The sequence below is a fragment of the Paenibacillus sp. OV219 genome, from assembly GCF_900110075.1.
Taxonomy (GTDB): Bacteria; Bacillota; Bacilli; order Paenibacillales; family Paenibacillaceae; genus Paenibacillus_Z.
This window is the reverse complement of sequence record NZ_FOCJ01000014.1, coordinates 126,268-147,596: the sequence shown is the minus strand read 5'-3', so window position 1 is coordinate 147,596 and position 21,329 is coordinate 126,268. Positions and strand designations below refer to the sequence as shown.

The 21,329-nt window shown below is 52.5% G+C and carries 22 protein-coding genes and 1 pseudogene; 19 read left to right on the top strand and 4 right to left on the bottom strand.

Annotation, left to right across the window (positions count from 1 at the left end; all coding sequences use genetic code 11):
• Positions 1-30: 30 nt before the first annotated feature.
• From rfbC to folE, 12 genes are all read left to right on the top strand, one after another.
• Positions 31-597 (top strand): dTDP-4-dehydrorhamnose 3,5-epimerase, encoded by a 567-nt coding sequence (gene rfbC / locus BMY11_RS26150; RefSeq protein WP_090582960.1) that lies wholly within the window; start codon positions 31-33, stop codon positions 595-597.
• Positions 594-1,586: a dTDP-glucose 4,6-dehydratase gene (rfbB, locus tag BMY11_RS26145; RefSeq protein WP_090582958.1), complete on the top strand. Its 993-nt coding sequence runs from the start codon at positions 594-596 to the stop codon at positions 1,584-1,586. Before rfbC ends, rfbB begins: the two co-directional genes overlap by 4 nt.
• Positions 1,586-2,431, top strand: a complete 846-nt coding sequence (gene rfbD / locus BMY11_RS26140; protein WP_090582956.1) for a dTDP-4-dehydrorhamnose reductase — start codon at positions 1,586-1,588, stop codon at positions 2,429-2,431. Before rfbB ends, rfbD begins: the two co-directional genes overlap by 1 nt.
• A gap of 182 nt (positions 2,432-2,613) precedes the next feature.
• Positions 2,614-3,036 carry a GNAT family N-acetyltransferase gene (locus BMY11_RS26135; RefSeq protein ID WP_090582953.1) on the top strand — a complete coding sequence of 141 codons (423 nt, stop codon included), beginning with the start codon at positions 2,614-2,616 and terminating at the stop codon, positions 3,034-3,036.
• Between the two features lie 112 nt (positions 3,037-3,148).
• Positions 3,149-3,700 carry a DUF402 domain-containing protein gene (locus tag BMY11_RS26130; RefSeq protein ID WP_090582951.1) on the top strand — a complete coding sequence of 184 codons (552 nt, stop codon included), beginning with the start codon at positions 3,149-3,151 and terminating at the stop codon, positions 3,698-3,700.
• A 7-nt stretch (positions 3,701-3,707) separates the two neighbouring features.
• On the top strand, positions 3,708-4,400 hold the full coding sequence (gene lepB, locus BMY11_RS26125) for a signal peptidase I (protein ID WP_090582949.1): 693 nt from the start codon (positions 3,708-3,710) through the stop codon (positions 4,398-4,400).
• 54 nt (positions 4,401-4,454) lie between these two features.
• Positions 4,455-5,567, top strand: coding sequence for a tRNA epoxyqueuosine(34) reductase QueG (gene queG / locus BMY11_RS26120; protein ID WP_090583007.1), 1,113 nt, complete (start codon positions 4,455-4,457; stop codon positions 5,565-5,567).
• Positions 5,568-5,593: 26 nt separating this feature from the next.
• Entirely contained in the window at positions 5,594-6,643 is a 1,050-nt protein-coding gene (locus BMY11_RS26115; RefSeq protein ID WP_090582947.1) for an HD-GYP domain-containing protein, read from the top strand.
• Between the two features lie 40 nt (positions 6,644-6,683).
• Positions 6,684-6,989 (top strand): hypothetical protein, encoded by a 306-nt coding sequence (locus BMY11_RS26110; protein WP_090583005.1) that lies wholly within the window; start codon positions 6,684-6,686, stop codon positions 6,987-6,989.
• Positions 6,990-7,210: 221 nt separating this feature from the next.
• On the top strand, positions 7,211-7,426 hold the full coding sequence (locus BMY11_RS26105) for a chemotaxis protein CheB (RefSeq protein ID WP_218150217.1): 216 nt from the start codon (positions 7,211-7,213) through the stop codon (positions 7,424-7,426).
• A 171-nt stretch (positions 7,427-7,597) separates the two neighbouring features.
• Positions 7,598-7,828 (top strand): YneF family protein, encoded by a 231-nt coding sequence (locus BMY11_RS26100; RefSeq protein ID WP_090582945.1) that lies wholly within the window; start codon positions 7,598-7,600, stop codon positions 7,826-7,828.
• Between the two features lie 43 nt (positions 7,829-7,871).
• On the top strand, positions 7,872-8,465 hold the full coding sequence (gene folE / locus BMY11_RS26095; RefSeq protein ID WP_090582943.1) for a GTP cyclohydrolase I FolE: 594 nt from the start codon (positions 7,872-7,874) through the stop codon (positions 8,463-8,465).
• A gap of 59 nt (positions 8,466-8,524) precedes the next feature.
• Here folE and BMY11_RS26090 read toward each other — a convergent pair whose 3' ends face one another.
• Entirely contained in the window at positions 8,525-9,526 is a 1,002-nt protein-coding gene (locus BMY11_RS26090) for a hypothetical protein (protein WP_090582941.1), read from the bottom strand.
• A 101-nt stretch (positions 9,527-9,627) separates the two neighbouring features.
• Positions 9,628-10,671 carry an alpha/beta hydrolase gene (locus tag BMY11_RS26085; protein ID WP_090582939.1) on the bottom strand — a complete coding sequence of 348 codons (1,044 nt, stop codon included), beginning with the start codon at positions 10,669-10,671 and terminating at the stop codon, positions 9,628-9,630.
• A 256-nt stretch (positions 10,672-10,927) separates the two neighbouring features.
• On the opposite strand from BMY11_RS26085, the gene BMY11_RS26080 reads away from it, so the two are divergent.
• From BMY11_RS26080 to BMY11_RS29540, 3 genes and pseudogenes are all read left to right on the top strand, one after another.
• Positions 10,928-11,674 carry an IclR family transcriptional regulator gene (locus BMY11_RS26080; protein WP_090582937.1) on the top strand — a complete coding sequence of 249 codons (747 nt, stop codon included), beginning with the start codon at positions 10,928-10,930 and terminating at the stop codon, positions 11,672-11,674.
• A gap of 216 nt (positions 11,675-11,890) precedes the next feature.
• Positions 11,891-12,187 (top strand): annotated as a pseudogene (locus BMY11_RS29545) (catalase); the annotation flags it as partial.
• 6 nt (positions 12,188-12,193) lie between these two features.
• The gene (locus BMY11_RS29540; protein WP_371262951.1) at positions 12,194-12,460 is read left to right on the top strand and encodes a catalase-related domain-containing protein; all 267 of its coding nucleotides are present in this window, start codon (positions 12,194-12,196) and stop codon (positions 12,458-12,460) included.
• 73 nt (positions 12,461-12,533) lie between these two features.
• Here BMY11_RS29540 and BMY11_RS26070 read toward each other — a convergent pair whose 3' ends face one another.
• Positions 12,534-13,781 (bottom strand): beta propeller repeat protein, encoded by a 1,248-nt coding sequence (locus tag BMY11_RS26070; protein ID WP_090582933.1) that lies wholly within the window; start codon positions 13,779-13,781, stop codon positions 12,534-12,536.
• Positions 13,782-13,958: 177 nt separating this feature from the next.
• On the opposite strand from BMY11_RS26070, the gene BMY11_RS26065 reads away from it, so the two are divergent.
• From BMY11_RS26065 to BMY11_RS26055, 3 genes are all read left to right on the top strand, one after another.
• A complete protein-coding gene (locus BMY11_RS26065) occupies positions 13,959-14,336 on the top strand; it encodes a hypothetical protein (protein WP_090582931.1) in 378 nt (125 codons plus the stop codon).
• 155 nt (positions 14,337-14,491) lie between these two features.
• Positions 14,492-15,718, top strand: a complete 1,227-nt coding sequence (locus tag BMY11_RS26060; protein WP_090582929.1) for a glycosyltransferase family 2 protein — start codon at positions 14,492-14,494, stop codon at positions 15,716-15,718.
• Positions 15,715-16,809 (top strand): glycosyltransferase family 4 protein, encoded by a 1,095-nt coding sequence (locus BMY11_RS26055; protein WP_090582926.1) that lies wholly within the window; start codon positions 15,715-15,717, stop codon positions 16,807-16,809. Before BMY11_RS26060 ends, BMY11_RS26055 begins: the two co-directional genes overlap by 4 nt.
• Positions 16,810-16,983: 174 nt before the next feature.
• Here the strand turns inward: BMY11_RS26055 and acnA are convergent, their stop codons facing one another.
• Positions 16,984-19,704: an aconitate hydratase AcnA gene (acnA, locus tag BMY11_RS26050; RefSeq protein WP_090582924.1), complete on the bottom strand. Its 2,721-nt coding sequence runs from the start codon at positions 19,702-19,704 to the stop codon at positions 16,984-16,986.
• A 391-nt stretch (positions 19,705-20,095) separates the two neighbouring features.
• On the opposite strand from acnA, the gene BMY11_RS26045 reads away from it, so the two are divergent.
• A complete protein-coding gene (locus tag BMY11_RS26045; protein ID WP_256217784.1) occupies positions 20,096-21,283 on the top strand; it encodes an amidase domain-containing protein in 1,188 nt (395 codons plus the stop codon).
• Positions 21,284-21,329: the final 46 nt, after the last annotated feature.

Genomic DNA, 21,329 nt, shown 5'->3' with positions numbered 1-21,329 from the left:
AAAATAGAGATCAGGAGGAGGCGTGGCGAGTTGAAAGTGACGAGTATTGTTCTGCCGGGCGTTAAGCTGATTGAACCAGAGGTTTACGGCGATAACCGTGGTTTCTTCTCGGAGAGCTTTAACGAGCAGAAGCTGCAGGAGCTTGGGATCGTCCATCTCTTCGTGCAGGATAACCATTCGTTATCTGTAGAGGCGGGCGTGCTGCGTGGCCTGCATTATCAGCTTGCGCCGATGGCGCAGACGAAGCTCGTTCGGTGTACGAGCGGCGCAATCTATGATGTGGTCGTCGATATTCGGCAAGGCTCTCCAACTTATGGGGAGTGGCGGGGATTCATTTTATCAGCATCCAACTTCCGTCAGTTGCTCGTTCCACAAGGGTTCGCGCATGGCTTCTGCACGCTCGTACCGAACTGTGAAGTGCAGTACAAGGTCGACCAGTTTTATTCGGCAGAGCATGACCGCGGCATTGCTTGGGATGATCCGGCGCTTGCGATCGATTGGCCAACAGCTAAACCTATTCTGTCCAGTAAAGATGCGGGACATCCAGTCTTGCTGCGCGCAGAGACGAACTTTATATTCGAGGGTGAGCAACGATGAACATCATCGTAACAGGCGGATCGGGCTTCATCGGCAGCAACTTTATTCACTATATGGCGCAGAATCACCCCGAATATGCAATCATCAACGTCGATGCGCTCACCTATGCTGGCAATCCACACAATCTGCGCAAGGTGGAGAATCACCCAAGCTATCGGTTCGTTCAAGCAGATATCGCTGACCGTACAGCGCTTGAGCCGTTGTTCGCAGCGGAAAGCGTAGATGCGGTCATTAACTTCGCGGCGGAATCGCATGTAGATCGCAGCATCGTGCAGCCGGATATTTTCGTGCGGACGAATGTGCTCGGGACTCAAACACTTCTTGATCTATCGAAACAATATGGCGTAGCGAAGTTCGTGCAGGTGTCCACGGATGAGGTGTACGGCACGCTCGGCGCTACCGGATTATTCACCGAATTAACGCCGCTTGCGCCGAATAGCCCTTACTCCGCAAGCAAAGCAGGGGCGGATATGCTCGTCCGCGCCTATTACGAAACCTATGGCATGAACGCGAATATTACCCGCTGCTCCAACAACTACGGGCCTTATCAGTTTCCGGAGAAGCTCATTCCGCTCATGATTCAGAATACCCTTGAAGATAAGCCGCTGCCCGTCTATGGGGACGGTCTCAATGTGCGCGATTGGCTCTATGTCGAAGACCACTGCCGCGCTATTGATCTTGTGCTGCACCGCGGCGCTCCGGGTGCAATCTACAATGTTGGGGGCACGAATGAGCGGACAAATATAGAAGTGGTTCGCCGAATTGTTACCGAGCTTGGCAGGTCGGAATCGCTCATTACGTACGTGCAGGACCGTCTGGGCCACGACCGCAGATATGCCATCGATGCATCGAAGATCCGGGAAGAGCTTGGCTGGACGCCGATGTACGATTACGAGTCAGGGATCAAATTGACAATCGAATGGTATTTGAACCATACAGAGTGGCTGGATAATGTGCGTACAGGCGCATACCGAGGGGGACGTTCTTGATGAAGCTATTCGTAACCGGTGCTGGCGGTCAGCTTGGAATGGAGCTCATACGGCTCGAACTCCCGCCCCACATCCAGATCTTCGGAGCGGGACGTGATCAACTGGATATTACGAACGCCGAGCAGTGCCGGCAGGTGTTAGCTGCCTATGCGCCGGATGCAGTCATTCACTGCGCTGCGTATACGGCCGTCGATAAGGCGGAATCCGAGTCGGATGCAGCCTTCCTTGTGAACCAGGAGGGAACGCGCAACATCGCACTTGCAGCTGTTGCTTGCGGTGCCAAGCTTTGCTACATTAGCACGGATTATGTTTTTGACGGAAAAGCGAGTGAGCCATACGAAGAGCATGATCCCGTTCATCCTCAGACTGTCTATGGAAAGTCCAAGCTGGCAGGTGAGCAGGCGGTACAGGAGATTCTGGACCGCTTCTTCATTGTGCGCACATCTTGGGTTTTCGGAAGATACGGCAATAATTTCGTTCGTACGATAGTAAAGCTTGCCGGCGAACGCAGCGAGCTTCAAGTGGTTAGCGATCAGATCGGCTCGCCGACGTATACGCTTGATCTAGCACGTTTTCTAGTTGAGCTTGTACAATCGGAGCATTACGGCATCTATCATGCTTCCAATCAAGGCATATGCTCGTGGTATGATTTTGCCCAGGAGATTCTCAATGAGAGCGGCATGCATGCGGTGAAGCTTGTCCCATGCGCGACCTCAGCGTTTCCTCGCCCGGCAGCCCGTCCGGCGTATTCTGTAATGTCCCATGCGATGATTAAGCGGAATGGACTAACCGATCTAAGACCATGGCAGGAGGCACTACACAACTATTTAAACGACAAAGCATGATCCTCAATGCATGAAAACGCTTTAATTTAAGCGCTTTCAACAGAAAACGGTAGATTTAATATATTTTTTAAGGAATTTTAAAGATTTCAGCAGGAATTTGAACAAATTTGTCGTATTATTAATTTTACCTAAAATATTAGCACTGCCGTTCTCATATTGCGTTTGAAGAGGAGCTTAAAGAAATGGACGTTCGATCCTTCCAATTAGCTGATTATCGGCCTGTTACGGAACTGCTGGAAACTGTTTTGACGGAGCAATGCTACGAGCAAACGATGGAAGCTTTTGCCCGCCAGTTGTCTTGGGACAGCGAGCTTGTGCTTGTCGCTGCTGACGGTGATGAAATCGTCGGCATTATTATCGGGACGATTGATAATGGCCGTGGCTATTACTATCGACTAGCAGTACATCCGAACTATCAACGTCAAGGAATCGGCAAGAAGCTGATCGGTTCGCTTCGCGGAAAGTTTGAACAACGCAATGTTTCGAAAATTTTAGTAACAGCGGATGAGCATAACGAGCCAATACTCTCACTCTATGAATCGCTTGGATACGCGGCTACTGATTTCTTCCGTTCTTTCCAGAAATTAAGCATTGTGACCGGCTAATATTTAATAGTCATATGTGAAATGGACAAGCATATCTGATGCGTCATTGATTTTGGCGAACAGATATGCTTTTCTTATAGTAAGAAAGTACCTCTCTAGGAGTAATACGCTTATGACAACATACCGTCCTTGTGTAATCAAGAGCTTCAAAAATAATGGACATCTTCACCGCATGTGGCTGGAGAATTGGCAGGTGCCGAGTGAGCTGCTCGCGCCGGAGCATGCTGCCGAAGGCATGCATGTCTTCATTAATCGCCAGACCCCGATTCAGGAAGCAGACGGAAAGCAATGGATCAGTCGGGTCCCGGCGGTTTCTTTTTTTATCCCGGGCGAGTGGTTTAATGTGGTCGGTCTGCTTGAGGAGCATGGCGTCCGTTACTACTGCAACGTCGCTTCACCTCTGTTCTTCCGGAACGATGTGCTCACCTATATTGATTATGACCTTGACGTCGTTGTGCCGCGCGGCGGTAAGCCTCAAATCGTCGATCAAGAGGAATACGAGCTGCATAAGGTAGCCTATCATTATTCGGAGGAAGTTAACCGAAAAGTAATGGAAGGGCTTCAGGCGCTGCTTAGCCGGATTGAGAGTGGACATGCTCCGTTCAACGACGAGCTAATTTTGGCCTATTTTGAAGCGTGGAACAAACAAATAGGCGAGGTGTAGCAATTAGATGGTTGAAGGTCCGCGATTGGATACGAATTCGCCTCAGGCTGTAGAGGATGCACCGATTGGGCCGCGTAAACGGAACGGTTCACCTGCCAAGCGGCAGAGGCCGGCAATAGAACCAGGCAAGAAGGACAAGCTAGGTCGTGCTGCCAAAAAGGAGCGGAACAGTCCTCCATGGGTTGCTGAGCTGCGGAGTTGGGTGCTAACGCTTGCAATTGCGGTTCTTATTGTGTTTGGCATGCATGTTTTTGTATTTAACCTTTCTACTGTGAAAGGACAGTCGATGGAACCGACCTTATACGAGTCGGAATGGCTGTTCATCAATAAATTCGCGTTTCTGACCGGTTCGCCTTCGATTGGCGATGTTGTCATTTTGAAGGATCCGGCAGAAGGAGAAGGGCGCAAAGAGTTTCTGGTGAAACGGATCGTCGGCTTGCCTGGAGATACGATAGAAATTCGTGAAGGCCAGCTGTACCGAAACGGCCAGCTTGTCGTCGAGTCATACACCGATACGGAAATTGAAGATCTCGATTACGGTCCGGATAAAATCAATGCAGACCATTATTTCGTGATGGGCGATAACAGGCATGCAAAGGCGAGTAGAGACAGTCGCTCGTTCCATGCAGTGCCGCGCTCTTCGATTATCGGACGGGCAGATTTGATAATTTGGCCGATCGCGAGGTTAAACCATTTGTAACAGGAGGCTTCTTGCTTGGATAGCAGCTTGGATTGGAATCAGTTAAAAGAGGATATGAAGGCTGCTGCTGCGGAGCTTGGCATAGATAAGATCGGCGTCGCTTCTGCTGCGCCATTCACTCAGCTGCGAGAGCGGCTCGAGCGGCATCGGGAGCTTGGCTATGAGTCTGGCTTCGAGGAGTCGGACCTCGCGAAACGGACGGAGCCGGAGCTGCTGTTTGACGATCCGGAATCAATTATTGCGATTGCGATAGCTTATCCGTCGAAGCTGCAGGACCCGCCGAAGTCGGAGCCTGGTGCGAGACGGGGCATTATTTCGCGCTCCGCCTGGGGCGAGGATTATCATTCGGTGCTGCGGGAGCGGCTTCGCCGTTTGGAAGCGTGGTTGCTCGAACGCGTACCGGAAGGGCGCTTCCTGAGCATGGTTGATACGGGGGCACTATCGGACCGTGCCGTAGCAGAGCGTGCAGGCATTGGCTGGATCGGCAGCAACTGCTCGATTATAACGCCGGAATGGGGCTCTTATGTCTACCTTGGTGAAATGATTACGAACCTCCCGATACCACCGGATGCACCAGTCACTGAGAGCTGCGGAAGCTGTACGGCGTGCATCGACGCGTGTCCAACGGATGCGCTCGTTGCTCCGGGGCAGCTCAATTCGCAGCGGTGCATCTCCTTCGTCACGCAAACGAAAGGGATCGTATCCGATGAACTGATGCGCAAGATCGGCAACCGGCTGTACGGCTGCGATACTTGCCAGGTCGTCTGTCCGGAGAACAAGGGCAAGAATGCGACGCATCAGCCTGAGCTTGTGCCGGACAACGAGAAGGTGAAGCCGCTGCTTGTACCGCTCCTCGCGATGGGAAACCGCGAGTTCAAGGAGCGCTACGGCGCGAGCTCCTCGGCGTGGCGCGGCCGCAAGCCGATTCAGCGCAACGCCGTTATCGCGCTGGGTAATTTCAAGGACGCGAGCGCTATTCCTGCGCTTGCGGATGTGCTGCAGGGCGATCCGCGCTTCGAGCTGCGGGCGACAGCGGCTTGGTCGCTTGGCCGCATTGGCGGCGAAGGGGCGAATGAGCTGCTCCGCTCCGCGCGGCAGCGTGAGAGTGATGAAGCGGTCATAGAAGCGATTGATAACGCGCTGGCAGACGATACGACATCGATATAACCATCTTTGGGGAGAAGGTCTACAACATGAAATATGTCGATATGGAAGCAGTAGAGTCCGGCGATATTCTTGGCAAGACGATCTATGCGGTCAACGGCCAGGTACTGCTGTCGGCGAGTGTTCAATTGACCGTTTATATGATTAGTACACTCAAACGTATCGGCGTGACGAATATCTATATTAAAGATGCCAGCATGCAGGATATCGAAGAGCAGGAAGAGATTTTGTCGGATGAGACTAAACGGGCGATCATCAAGCAGATGTCGGAGACGATGGAAGCGCTCCGCTCCGGCAAAGACTTCAACTCCCGCGCAGTCAGCTTAACCGTCGACGATTTGCTGCATGAAGTTATCCGCAACCGGGATGTGCTTGTTCATCTGAACGATATTCGCACACGTGATAATGAGGCGTATATTCATGCAATGAATGTGTGCATGATGTCGACTCTGATCGGCGTTGGCATGAATTTGAACCAAATTCAGCTGAAGGAACTGGCGATTGGTGCGCTGCTGCATGACGTCGGCAAGCCGGATCCTGAGCCAGCCGATGGAGAAGACGAAGTGGGGGCGAAGGGTCATACCTGGAAGGGCTTCGAGCTCTTGAAGGCGAAGCGCGAGTTCAGCCTGCTTATTGCTCATGTGGCATTCCAGCATCATGAGCACGTGGATGGTAGCGGTGTGCCACGGGGACTCGTCGGGGAGCAAATTCATCTCTATTCCCGCATCGTAGCGGTTACGAATATGTACGACAATTTGTTGCAAACGGGTAGCACGGAAGGTGGTCCGCTGCTGCCTCATGATGCGTGTGAGCGAATGATGGCGATGTCCGGGACGATACTTGATCACGAGCTATTGACGCATTTCCTGCGCATCGTGTCGGTTTATCCGAACGGAGTCTCGGTGAAGCTGTCGACGAAGGAGACCGGTATCGTTGTTGGTCAGCATCGCGGCTTGCCGGGCAGACCGATCGTCCGCGTCCTCGAGCGCGAGAGCTCACGGGAGAATGACAATGTCGCAAGCCGCGAGATTGATCTGGCTAAGCATACAACGGTGTTTATTGAGCAGGTGCTCGGCTAGAGTTAACGAGCCTGCGCTGCTGCGCTAAGGGGTGAACGCTATCGCATTCGGAATAAAGCGTGAAGAGCTGAACATGTGGAAGAAGCGGGTTGCGAGCGGAGAGATCGCGTTCATCACGCATTATTGGCATGAGCCGAGGTGGGATGGCATCACAACCGTCACGAAGGTCGGCTGCAGCGACATAGCGAAGCTCGAGGCCTGGTGCCGCAGCCAAGGGCTCGATCCGGCGTACATCCACCGGAGGCAGCCGTTCCCGCACTATGATCTTATCGGCCGCAAGCAGCTCGAAATTCTGCGCCGCGAAGGGTATGAGGATCAGATTGCGCGGTTCAAGCTGGAAGAATAGATGAATATGGCTCGCGTCGCAGCACAGTGGAGATTGATCCGCTGTGCTGCTTTTTTGTTGTGGGGCGGGAACGGGAGGATGAAGTGAATAAAAGAGCAAAAGAGCAAAAGAGCAAAAGAGTGTCCTCCAGGGATCTACATTGGGGGAAATGGGGCGAAGTCGGAGCAAGATTATCCCCTAGGGATCTATATCGGGGGATAGTAGCGGGAATGAGTTAATGAATGTCTCCTGGTGCCATCGGGGTACTGCTGACCGGCATGGGCGCTGACGGAGCGAGAGGGCTTCTCGCCATGCGTCGCAGGGGCTCGCGAACGCTCGGGCAGGATGAGAGGTCATCCGTCGTCTATGGAATGCCGAAGGCGGCGTTCGAAGCTGGCGCAGTCGAAAGGCAGGTGCATCTTGCCAGCACGGCAGAGGCGCTGCTCTCGCTGTTATAGCGCTCTAGTAACGCTCTAGTAAGAAGACCCTGCCGGTGGCAGGGTCCTCTTCTTTTGTCATCGTATATCTCGTATTCGTCCAAGCTGCAAAGCTCGTTTGCGAACATGTGGTCCTCATGATATGATAGGTTGCAAAATGAACATTTTCAGATAAGGCTAGGTGAGAGAACGATGTGGACGGCTATAATTTCGATCATTACGCTTATAGTTGGCGCTGTTGGCGGTTTCTTCGTCGGCGTATACTACTTGCGCAAGCAGCTGGAGAAGATGCAGAACGATCCAGAAGCGCTGAAGAAGATGGCGAAGCAAATGGGCTACAATTTGAATAATAATCAGATGCAGAAAGCACAGCAGATGATGAAGAATCAACAACAACAACATCCCGGTAAGAAGCGGAGATAAGGTTACCGCCTTACGGGCTCATGGAAAGGAGACGGTGGTTACTATGGCGGGCAAGAAGGATTACGTCAATTCCCTCGTTTCGGATAATCGGGAAAAGATCGAGCACCACATTCGGGAGATTCTGAGCCTGATCGGTGAAGATGTCGACCGCGAAGGGCTGCTGGAAACACCGGCGCGCGTGACGCGGATGTATGAGGAAATCTTCGCGGGCTACGAAGTCGACCCGCGCGATGTGCTCGGCGTTACGTTCGATGAGCAGCATGAGGAGCTTGTTATCGTGCGTGACATTATCTACTACAGCCAGTGCGAGCATCATATGGCGCCATTCTTCGGCAAAGCGCATATCGGCTACATCCCGAGCGGCAAGATCGCAGGACTGAGTAAGCTGGCGCGCCTCGTTGAGGCGATTACTCGCCGCCTGCAGGTGCAAGAGCGCATCACTTCGCAGATCGCGAACATCATGGATGAGGTGCTGAAGCCGCACGGTGTTATGGTTGTCGTCGAAGGCGAGCATCTGTGCATGTGCGCACGCGGCGTGAAGAAGACGGGCAGCAAGACGGTGACGTCGGCTGTTCGCGGCGAATTCCGCACGAGCGCGGCGCTCCGTTCGGAGTTTCTGTCGCTGCTGAAGCAATAGCTGTACAAGAGAAGAGGCTCTCCATGCGGAGAGCCTCTTCTCTTTGAGAAACCGACGTTTCAATGAAACGTCGGTCTTTTTGCTATAGTGGAACATCCACAAATGTAGATCCCTGAGGGATACACTTTCGCGTATTTGGTTGCTGTTCCGCAAATGTAGATATGTGGGGAACGTAGTACCCCTCTCTGACACGACCTCCCTGATTTCCCCATAAAGTAGTGACCATGAGGACTCTTTTTGGTCAATGTAGTCCACTCCATCAGCTTCTTTCGTTCAATCCACCGGTATTCCGTCAATGTAGTCCACCAGACTAGCTTCTTTCGCTCAATCCACCGGTTTCCCGTCAATGTAGTCCACCAGACCAACTTCTTTCGCTCAATCCACCGGTTTTCAGTCAATGTAGTCCACCAGACTAGCTTCTTTCGTTCAATCCACCGGTATTCCGTCAATGTAGTCCACCAGACCAGCTTCTTTCGTTCAATCCACCGGTATTCCGTCAATGTAGTCCACCAGACCAGCTTCTTTCGTTCAATCCACCGGTATTCCGTCAATGTAGTCCACCAGACCAGCTTCTTTCGTTCAATCCACCGGTATTCCGTCAATGTAGTCCACCAGACCAGCTTCTTTCGTTCAATCCACCGGTATTCCGTCAATGTAGTCCACCAGACCAGCTTCTTTCGCTCAATCCACCGGTTTTCCGTCAATGTAGTCCACCAGACCAGCTTCTTTCGCTCAATCCACCGGTTTTCAGTCAATGTAGTCCACCAGACTAGCTTCTTTCGTTCAATCCACCGGTATTCCGTCAATGTAGTCCACCAGACCAGCTTCTTTCGCTCAATCCACCGGTATTCCGTCAATGTAGTCCACCAGACCAACTTCTTTCGCTCAATCCACCGGTTTCCCGTCAATGTAGTCCACCAGACCAGCTTCTTTCGTTCAATCCACCGGTTTCCCGTCAATGTAGTCCACCAGACCAGCTTCTTTCGTTCAATCCACCGGTATTCCGTCAATGTAGTCCACCAGACCAGCTTCTTTCGCTCAATCAGAAAAACCTTATCCAATTAAAGGATAAGGCCCAGGCCCTCCAAGCGGAGAGCCTCTTTCTGTCCATATTGATAGCTGCGCAAGTTCGAGTTAGACCATCCAAGCTTTCTCGGGCAGCCTAGGCAGCCTCCGTCGACTTACGAGCAGCATCGACCTGGCTTAAGAACAGCGCTGCGCGCTGGATATACTCCTTTGGTTTCGTACGGAACAGCAGCTCGTGAATCGCGCCTTCGACGTACCATTCGCGAGAGAGAGAATTATACTGGCTTGCAGCGATCTTCTCAGCAGTCTCGATCGGCGCAATAGAGTCTGCGGTGCCGTGCATAATGAAGATTGGCATCGTGTAATTGGTGCTGAGCACCTGCTTCACCGGCAGTTGGCTGAAGCTTGATCCGGTGAAGAATGGAAGCATCCATTCGATGAGCGGAACGGATGGATTGCGCGGCAAATCCGTGTACTGCTTCAGATTGTTGTAGAGCGAATCTGAGCTTGGCAGGAACAAGCTGTCGAGAATCATCGCATCGATGCCGTCGGTTTTGTCGGTCTGCAGCGCTGCCTGAAGCGCCGTTCCTGCGCCCATTGAGAAGCCCCAGACAACAACCTCGTCAGCACCTTGCGAGCGTACATACTGGACAGCGGCGAGCAGCTGTTTCGATTCTTCCCGCCCGCCTGTGGCAGCCGTCCGTTTGCCGGACGAAGCGTAGCCATAATCAAACATAAACACATTATAGTGGAGGCCATGCAGCAGCGAAGCGAGCTCATACATCGGTACCCACGTTTCCTCGCGGTTCGCGCCGTAGCCGTGGCTGAAGACGACCGTCCGGTCGGAGGCTGCGCCAGAAGGAATATACCAGCCATGCACAGTAGTGCGCCCGCTCTTGCTTGGGAAGGAGACATCGCTGTAAGCGAGCCCTTTCTCCGTCTGCGGGTTGGAGTAGAGCGCGGGCACGTAAGGATGGGCAATGACCCACGCGGCATACCCGTGAAAAGCAACAACGGCAAGCAGCAGCATCGCGGCAAGCGCCGATACGACAGCAAGCGCAGTGTGCTTGAGTCGTGCCCCGACAAAATCAGCCGATTGCGGAGCGGGAAGAAGCGGAGGGAGTAAGCCGGGCGCGAAGCCCCCGGCAGCAGGTAGCGACGGTGTCAATGATGTGCTCATGATAGAAGCCCCCTCTTTGTATGAAATGGCGAACGAGCCGCCCATAAAATGTAAGCGCTTTATTAGTTCTCTATACCTATCCTATGGCGCAGCGTAGCGGCCTGTCAATGCATGTCGACGACTTGTTAAACTTCTGTAATCTGTCTGTAAAATAAGTCTAATAATACCCATATGCTTTACCCGCAGCACTCAGTTACGCTATACTAGCTGTAACCAAGTTTCACTGAGTGAAACTTTTGAAAGAGGGATCGAGCCTATGGCGGAGGATGGAAAATCGACTGTACGTGCCGTCGAACGAGCGCTTGATATACTGCTTTGCTTCACCGCCAAGAAAGAATGGGCGATGACGGAGATTGCGGATAATGTCGGACTGCATAAGAGCACTGTTCACCGGATGCTGAGCACGCTAGAGGAACGCGGCTTCGTCGTGCGTGACCCGGCATCGGAACGGTACCGGCTGGGTCTGCGAATTTGGGAACTGTCGGCGAATATGTCGGGTGCTGATGATCCGGCTGTCATTGGCCTGCCGGAAATGGAGCGTCTGCGCGACATGCTCGGCGAGACGATTAGTCTCTATCTGCGTGATGGCAATGAGCGGATTCGTATTCAAGCGGTGCAGAGCGTGCAGGCAATCCGCCGCGTCGCCCCGATCGGTGTGAGGCTGCCACTCTATGTCGGAGCCTCCAGCAAGGTGCTTATCGCCTTCGAGGAGCCGACAAAGCGTGAGGAGCTGCTTCTGGATCCATCCTGGCCGTCGAACTTCGACCGGCAGCTGTACCGTGAGCAGCTGGAGGATTGGTGTCGTCTCGGCTACGCGACGAGCGTCGAGGAGCGCGAGCAGGGAGCTGCGGCGGTCGCAGCGCCAGTCTTCTCGCGTACAGGCAAGCTCGTTGCCGCGTTGTCCGTCTCGGGACCGGCGAACCGATTCACGCAGGAGATTATGCGCTCGCAAGCGCCGGCTGTCATGGAGGCATCGCGCCGCCTGGGCGTCATGCTGAAATAAAAACAAACAATATAAAAGAGTCGAGCTTCCAGCCTCAGGCATCTGCATGCAGCATTCGTCGCTGCATATTGCCCAAGCGGTAGCACGGCTCTTTTTCGTGTTTATTATTTTATAATTATTACAAATAAGTGTTGTCAATATTTCTCACTTGTAATAAGATCCTCTTACACCTAGTTTATAATTATTATAAATAAGATCATCACGATGAGGACGAACATGAACAGACTAACGACGAATCAAGGAGTTCCGATCGGCAACAATCAGAGCTCCCGCACAGCAGGGCAGCATGGACCTACCCTTCTGGAGGACTATCAGCTGCTGGAGAAGCTCGCGCACTTCGACCGGGAACGCGTGCCGGAGCGTGTCGTACACGCCCGTGGCGCCGGGGCGCACGGTGTGTTCAAAGTAGCAAACAGCATGAAGCGGTATACGAAGGCTGCTTTTCTCCAGCATGCGGGTCAAGAGACACCGGTGTTCGTTCGTTTCTCCACCGTTACTTATGTTGAACCTTCTTATACGATCCTAGATGGAGCCGCTTCTGTTCGCCAGGTCATCGACAAGCCGAATAACTTCGGTCAAGCGGGTCTCGTCTGGAACCGGTACTCGGAGCAGGAGCAGGCTGCGGTCATTAAGAATCTGACGAATGATCTTAGGGCCGTCTCGGAGCGCACGCAGCTGCTTGCGATCTGCAACTTCTACCGTGCAGACGCAGCGCTGGGTCACCTTCTTGCGGATAGCTTAAACGTTGATATTTCTGCATACGTCTCACCGAGCAAACAGCCATAATTGAATTTCTAAGCATAAAGCCGCCAGCAGGTTCAACCTGTTGGCGGCTTTATTTTGCGTTCACCTGCATGGACTACGGAGTGATGATTACATCAGAGTAACCAGCGAAGATACAGAACGTACCTGGCGAAGTATCCATCCACACACCGATGTAGCCGCCGGGAGGGACGCTAACGATATCAATATAGTCGCCGATTAGTGGAACAGGGGTTGGACTGCTGGCGTTGGGGTTGAACGAGGCGTTCGTAATTCGTGTGTTTGTGAAGGTAGCGCCTCCATTAATCGACCTTGCTACATACACATCGAGGAGAGTTTGCGTAATTTGGTTGCTGTAATAGATGATATTGACGACTCCCGTTAGCGGATCGACATCAATGGCTGGGAAGAAGTTTTGTGTTCCGGCAGGAGCGCCTGTAATACTGACAGGCGTCGACCAGCTATTCGTGTCAGGCGCGCGCTTCGACATGAAGATATCTGCATAGCCAAGCCGGTTATCCTGCCACACCGCGTACGCTTGGTTCGTGAATGGACCTACCGATCGGTCGGTGGAAATATTGGCGAAGGTGAGTACGCGGAAGTCCCACCCTGGTACGGGAAGCGGTGTAGGAACGGGAACGACGTTGGAGACGACGACACCGTTGACGAAGGTGGTGCCACCGTCCATCGATTGCCGAACGATGAAGTTGAAGCTTGGATCGACTGTGACATAGGCGACATCAACAACACCTACAAGATCTACCGTAATATCGGGCCGTTCGACTTGATCAACTTCGCTCGACAGCAACACAGCCTGATCCCAAGTGGCGCCATTGTCTCTGGAGCGGTTAAGCATCGCTGTGGAGTTGCCTCCATTAACCACGTTGAACTGGTGGTTATAGGTGACGTACATATTGCCGAGATAAGGGCTTGATTGCGATGTGTCGACAGTGCAGTTCGTTTCATCATTGTTGATGTAGACGCCATAGCCGGGGGCAACGATCTGAGGCGCACTGAAGGTTGCGCCATTGTCGAACGATTTGTAGACGACCGTTGTACCGCCCTCTGCGCCCGGGAACACGTGAGCCGATACGATAAAAATGCTCGGGAATCCATACGCAACGACTGGAGCCTCTGCACCGGTATAGCCGGGCGGGAGAGGAAGCAGGCTGTTTGCCCAGCTGAACCCTCCGTCTATCGAGCGGTACAGACCAATCAACGGGGGACCTGATGTGGTATCGACTGCAACCGAAAGCATTATGCCGGGGATAAGCAGATTGACAGCTACGCTTGGTTCGAATTTAGGCGGTCCTACAGGTGTTACCTGAAAGTTGAAATTAGTCAACTTAGAAAACCTCCTGATCCATTTGTCTATATCGTATTCTACGAAGCTACCCATGGAATAGCGTGTACTCCTATCCTCGTTGATAGAAAATAGGCTGAGTAAGAAGAAGATTCATCCCGAACTTCGAGGTTTATTTGGAATAAAATGTAATTAATATATATATAGGAGGTGAAAGACATGCCTTTTACAACTGGATTGGTGACGAACACGCGCTCGTTTGGTACTGCTGCATCGACCGTCGCCGTCAATACGCGTAACATTACCTCAACTCCGATTCTAGTACTGTTGGAAGTCTATGTTGTTCCGCCAGATACGAATACGTTGACGCTTGTTTATGTGACTGGCTTTAATCTGGCAGGCCACTCAAGCGATACTCGTGAGTTTAGTATTGCAGGAGACCTTGCTTGGGAAGTGCAGCTGGATCAATCAGGGATTCTTTCAGAGGTTGCTTTCTCTGTATTCGGATTGGACGAGTTCGGAAACCTTGTTCCCGGACAGAATATTAAAGTAGCTGATTGGATGGAGATTACTGCCTTCTCGACACCAATTGTTTAGTTGATGGAGCCCTCGAGAAACGAAGGAGCTTAACGGAATGCCGTTAGCTCCTTTTTTTCATGAAAAGGCATGCGCCTCAAGGGATAGCCGCACAAGCAAACTCCTGTCATGCCAATACAATAGTACTAGGATGGAGCAGCGGAAGGAGTGACAGTATGGTCGATTTAGGAGTTGTTATGCCTGTATATAAACAGAAGCCGGCCTTCCTTACGGCAGCGTTGGAATCCGTTCTGGGGCAGACGTTCCAGAAATTCAAGCTAATTATTGTCATCGACGGCGCGCCGGAGATGGAGCCGTTAATTAGGGAGCTCATTCAAAGCGACAGCCGCGTCCAAATCGTTTCGCATACCTTCAATCAAGGCGTCGCAACGGCGCTGAATACGGGCTTTGCGCAGCTGTACAGCATGCCAGGCATTGAATATCTAACATGGGTTTCCAGCGACAACATGTACTATCCGAGGTTTCTGGAGACACTGCGGAATGCGCTGGTCAAAGGGCCATCCGAGCTTGGACTTGTATATAGCTCCTTCCAATCGGTTGATAACGAAGGGAGGCCGCTAAATAGCGAACAGCAGCTAGCGACTCAGCGGCAGTATCAATCGCAGCCGAAAGTGAAGCTGCTCGACACGTCCATTGTCGGTGTATCCTTCATGTACAAGGCAGCTTGCGCCAAGCAAATTGACGGCTACGGGCTTGCGCCTGTAGAGGATTACGACTATTGGCTTCGCCTTACGGAGCACTGTGAGATGAAGTATATCCCGGTAGAGCTTATGGACTACCGTGTCAATTCAACGTTCAGCGTGTCAGCTGCGCTGCAAGACACCGCTGCGCACCGCAAGTGGCGGTATGCGTATCATCTGGCCAGACATCAGGCCCGGATGCGCAGAGGTATTCCTCCATCCATTACCGTGCTATTGCCGCTGAAGGAATCTGGCGCGAAGGCGATCGAGCGTCTCGAGAACCTGTATGAGCAGACCTTCAGTAACTATACATGCTACATTATTGATCTGTCGCCGGATATGCGCGTGACTGCGGATTTGTCCAGCATTTCGCATCCGTCGACGGACTTCAAATGGTTCCCGCATGCCGCTGTCGAAACATCGTTATTCCATGCCGTTCAAATGGTGCAGACCCCGTACTGCTTCGTGCCCGGCGATCTATTGTTCCTGGACGTCATGGATCTTACAGTTCTGTTTAATGAGCTGGAGAAGGCTCCGCCGCTTATCATGTCCAACTACTATACGGCAGATCACAGCCAGCTTGGATACCGCTTCGTCAGCACGTTTAGCCCGAAGGAAGGCTTGCACGACGAACTGTTCCGCACGCAGAGTCTCGTGAACTATTTGAAGGAGCATTTTGCAGGGGTGATGGGTTCGGGATGAAGCTACTATTCACCTTCTACAATCCAAGCGGCGGCATGGAGACACTGAACCGGATCCGGTGCAAAGCGCTGATGAAAATCGGGGTAGAGTGCCATCTGCTCTATAACTACGACGGCGAAGGGCGCAAGAACATTAAAGATATTCCGAACTTTGTCATCAGCGACGAAGCGGAGATTGGGCGGCATGTCATGCGGCATAACTACGATGCCATCATCGTATGTACGGATGTCCTCATGCTGCTCACCATCCGCAAGGCTGGCTACAAAGGGCATATGATATTCGAGATTCAAGGTCTCGGCACGATGCAGACAGCGAACGCGGTGCTGAAGGATATTTCGCCTCGTGTGCTGCAGAACGCAGACGCCTTGCTCTATCCGAAGACGAACCATCTACAGGAGCTGCTGACGAAGCACATGAACGACATTCCGCATTACTCCTTCGATGATCCGCTGGATACGGAGAATTTCGGTTACAGCTCCTATCCAATAAAGCCATTTCCGGTTATCGGCTGGGTCGGCCGTATTGAAGCGAATAAGAACTGGCGGGAGTTTCTGCTCATCGGCTCGAGGCTGCTGAACAAATTTCCGGAGAGCTACTTGTGGATTTTCGGAGATGCGACACTGAATGATCCCGCTGAGAAGGAGCACTTCGACAGATGGGTGAGCGGGCTGCAGCTGCAAAATAAACTCATCACCTACTCCAACATCCCCCACGAGCAGATTGCAGACTATTTCTCTGTAATCGGCGATTCGGGAGGGCTGCTGTGCTCCACCTCTATTCTGGAAGGGTTCGGCTATGCAGTCGCGGAAGCGATGCTCTGCCGCTGCCCGGTGCTCACCACAGATTCTGACGGCATCCGCAGATTTATGATCCATAACGTGACCGGCAAGCTGTATGCCCGCGGCAATCTGGATCAGGCCGTCAAGGAAGCGGAGTCGCTCATGCACGATGCTCCACTGCGCAAATCCATTCGCAAGAATGCTGAGCGGCATATGAAGCTGAACTTCTCCGCTGATAAGTACACTACGAATTTTATGAAGATGCTGGTAAGCTTGGCGAAGCTGCGTCCGAAGCCGGAACAGCATATTTGAATATATAACGTGCAAACGGTAGGGCACGATCCTCTGACGGTAAAGGCTAACGGTTCACGGATGTGTAAACGGCTGTCGCCGTCCTCTGACGGCAGCAGCTAACGTTTCACAAAAAAAAGCGGGCCTCCAAGGTGGAGACCCGCTTTATAACGTTGCTGCTTGCAATGATGATTATTATTTGCTCGCGTTCGCTGCGATCATTTGGCGAAGAACCGTTTGGAGGATACCGCTGTTACGGTAGTAGTCCACGTCCACCATGGAGTCAAGACGTACAGCCGCCGAGAACTCGAACGATGTGCCGTCTTCGCGAGTTGCGATGACTTTCACGACTTGGCCTGGTTGTACACCGTTGCTGAGACCTACGATGTCGAATGTTTCACGGCCTGTGATGTTAAGGGATTTCCAACTTTGGCCCTCTGTGAATTGCAGAGGCAGTACGCCCATACCGACAAGGTTGGAACGGTGAATACGCTCGAAGCTCTCAGCAATAACAGCTTTCACGCCGAGGAGGAACGTTCCTTTAGCTGCCCAGTCACGGGAGCTGCCTGTTCCGTACTCTTTACCTGCGATTACGACAAGGTTCTTGCCGTTCTCTTGGTACTTCATCGAAGCGTCGTAGATGGACTCAACTTCGCCAGTAGGCAGGTAAGTCGTTACGCCGCCTTCCGTGCCAGGAGCCACTTGGTTCCGGATACGGATGTTCGCGAACGTACCGCGCATCATGACTTCGTGGTTACCACGGCGGGAACCGTAGGAGTTGAAGTCTACTTTGTCAACGCCATGCTTGATCAAGTATTCGCCAGCTGGGCTGTCTGTCTTGATGTTACCGGCAGGCGAGATATGGTCAGTCGTAACGGAATCGCCGAGAAGCGCCAGTACGCTGGAGCCTTTGATATCAGCGATATCGCCAATGTCAGCGCCAAGACCTTCGAAGAACGGCGGGTTCTGAATGTAAGTGGATTTGTCATCCCACTCGTAGCTCTCGCCAGTTGGCACGTCGATTGCGTTCCAACGCTCGTTCTGCGTGAACACGTTCGCGTATTTGTCGCGGAACATGTCAGGACCCATTGCTGCTGCGATTGTGTCAGCGATTTCTTTGGACGTAGGCCAGATGTCTTTCAGGTATACAGGCTCGTTCTTGCTGTCGTAGCCGATTGGTTCAGTGGACAGGTCAATGTTCACTGTTCCTGCCAGTGCGTATGCAACGACAAGCGGTGGCGATGCCAGGTAGTTTGCTTTTACTTGAGCGTGAACGCGGCCTTCGAAGTTACGGTTACCGGACAGCACTGCTGCAACCGTCATATCGTTGTCTGCGATCGCTTGGCTTACTTCGTCTGGAAGCGGACCGGAGTTACCGATACATGTTGCGCAGCCGTAGCCTGCAACGTGGAAGCCAAGTGCTTCAAGCGATTCAAGCAGGTTTGCACGCTTCAAGTACTCTGTAACGACCAGGGAACCTGGTGTCAGGGAGCTCTTCACGTAAGCGGGCTTCTTCAGGCCGCGCTCTACTGCTTTCTTCGCAACAAGCGCTGCGCCGAGCATTACGCTTGGGTTCGAAGTATTCGTACACGAAGTGATTGCCGCGATAACAACCGCGCCAGTACCCATCTTCGTTACTTCGCCGTTCGCGTGTTTAACTTCAACCTGCTCAGCGATTTTCTCGTCGGACAAGCCGTAGCCGCCTTTGTCGATCGGAGTGCGTGTGATGCTGTTGAAAGCTTCTTTCATGTTCGTCAGCTCAACGCGGTCTTGCGGACGCTTCGGACCAGCAAGGGAAGGAACGATTGTCGACAGATCCAGCTCGACGATGTCAGAGAATACAGGCTCCGGCGTATCGTCTGTGCGGAACATGTCTTGTGCTTTATAGTACGCTTCAACAAGCGCGATTTGGTCTTCGTCGCGGCCTGTTTGGTGAAGGAAGTTGATCGTTTCGCTGTCAACTGGGAAGAAGCCGACAGTTGCGCCGTACTCAGGAGCCATGTTGGCAACTGTTGCACGGTCAGCAAGGCTGATGTTGGAAAGGCCAGGGCCGAAGAACTCGACGAACTTGCCGACAACGCCTTTCTTACGAAGCAATTGTGTAACTGTCAGTGCAAGGTCAGTTGCAGTTGAGCCTTCTGCAAGGCTGCCAGTCAGACGGAAGCCGATAACTTCAGGCATTACGAAGTAAAGCGGTTGGCCAAGCATACCTGCTTCTGCCTCGATACCTCCAACGCCCCAGCCGACTACGCCAAGACCGTTGATCATTGTTGTATGGGAGTCCGTACCTACGAGGGAATCCGGATATACAACAGTTTCGCCGTCAATAGTCTTCGTAGCTGCTACGGAAGCAAGGTACTCCAGGTTAACTTGGTGAACGATACCTGTACCCGGTGGAACCGCGCGGAAGTTATCGAACGCTGTTTGTGCCCAGCGAAGGAAACGGTAACGCTCTTCGTTACGTTTGAATTCGATGTCCATGTTGTACTCAAGCGCTTCTGGTGTACCGAAAGCATCAACCATAACGGAGTGGTCGATTACAAGGTCAACCGGTACGAGCGGGTTGATTTGTTTCGGGTCGCCGCCGGATTTCTTCACCGTGTCGCGCATTGCAGCAAGGTCAACTACAACCGGTACGCCTGTAAAGTCTTGAAGAACGATACGTGCCGGAATGAAAGGAATTTCTTTGTCCTCGCGGCCGTCAGCCCAAGTTGCCAGCTTCTTCACATGTTCTTTCGTAATTGCGCGGCCGTCGAATTGACGAACTGCAGCTTCGAGCAGCACCCTAATGGAATAAGGGAGCTTCGAGATCTTACCTAGGCCTTGCTCTTCCAATCCGCCCAGACGGTAGTAAGCAAATTGCTTACTGCCAACTGTAAGCGATTCGCGGACGGAGTATTCGTTTTGTTTAGTCATTGTGTGCGCGCCTCCTTGGCAATCTGTAGTGTGCTTCATGCTGTAGGTTTCACAGAGTGAAACACAATTTCAAAAAACATTCAATACCCTAAGTATAGCTTTTTTTTGCTCATTTAGAAAGTGCAAATATCACCTATGGACAAGAAAAATAATGCCCAAATTACATGTAAGCCTGCTTTCTAAGCACTTAAAACGAAGCTAAAGCTGTCGTATCCGCATGAAACGAACGGTTTGCTCATATAATGAACCAATTTTCCACTTATTTGGGCATTCCCACATTTCTATGACACACCCTGCACGCCTCATACGATGAAGCGGCGGATGCCGCCCATTTACGATAGAAGAGTTCTACCTGTGCACAGGCACAGAACCATGGCAGGAGGGATTGCAAGTGCCGCGATCGCGAGTACGTGTCGGAACAAGCAAGGCAGGCATGCGAAAAATAACGGAGCATACGCCATCTGGCCGAGCGGCTGCCAGCGCTGTAGCCCCCAGAAGCAGCAGTTCTGTTACTGGCAGCGGCAAGCAGCGAAACGCTCCGCAGGAGTCTTTGCCTCTGCAAGGCTGGAAGGCCATCGTCCACAAGTATGTGAAGCTGTACAATCAGGCCGAAATCGACCGCTTTGCGCCGCCTTTCGAAGAGATTATTAGTGATACGGACCATCTCGTTCGCTTCACCGGGCGACTTGCTCGGCTGCGCGAGCATGAACTGCTGCGCGGTATCCTTCCTTCACGCAGTGAAACGAATGCGGAGCTCGTCCGCGTCAGCGAATCATCGGGCTCGCTCGGCGAAGTCGCCGTCTTGATTGAGCTGCGCGTCAAACGGACAATTGATCAGAACGGACGCACCTATATCGAGGAGCGTTGCGACCGCGAACGGCTATGGCTGACAGCAGATGACGGCACGTATACGATTTCGCGCATCGAACCGATTGTGCTCGAGCGTCGTCCGAGGTACAGCGCATCCGATCTGCATGAAGAGCCGGAGCCTATTCTTCCTGCAGCGAAGCCGCAATCCATACCTTATATAAATTATGATGTTTTGCCGAATTTCAAACATACCCGCGCTGGTATAAGGTACCGCAGAGATTTGGTTGCTGCCTATGCCGACCGCTGGTGGAACGAGCCGAATCCGGCGTATGAGAATTTCGAGGTAAACTGCACCAACTACGTCTCCCAATGCGTCTTTGCAGGGGGAGCACCGATGGACTATACTGGTAGGAGGGATACCGGCTGGTGGTACCGCGGCTATAGCGGTGGTCGGGAAAATTGGAGTTATAGCTGGGCAGTGGCCAATGCGCTCAAGAATTACTTATCGGCTTCGCACAAATCGGGGCTGCGGGCAACTCTCGTTGATTCCGCTGATCAGCTCGCGCTTGGCGATGTCATTATTTATGATTGGAGCGGCGATAACCGCTATCAGCACAGCACAGTCGTGACCGCATTCGATGCGGCGGGCATGCCGCTTGTGAATGCCAATACGGTTCCGAGCCGTCACCGCTACTGGGATTATCAGGATTCCTATGCATGGACGGAGAATACCAAGTACCGGTTTTTTCACATTGCGGATGAGTTTTAAAGTGCGCTTCAAGCCCAGATACGTATGACGACCCACCTAGAGTGGG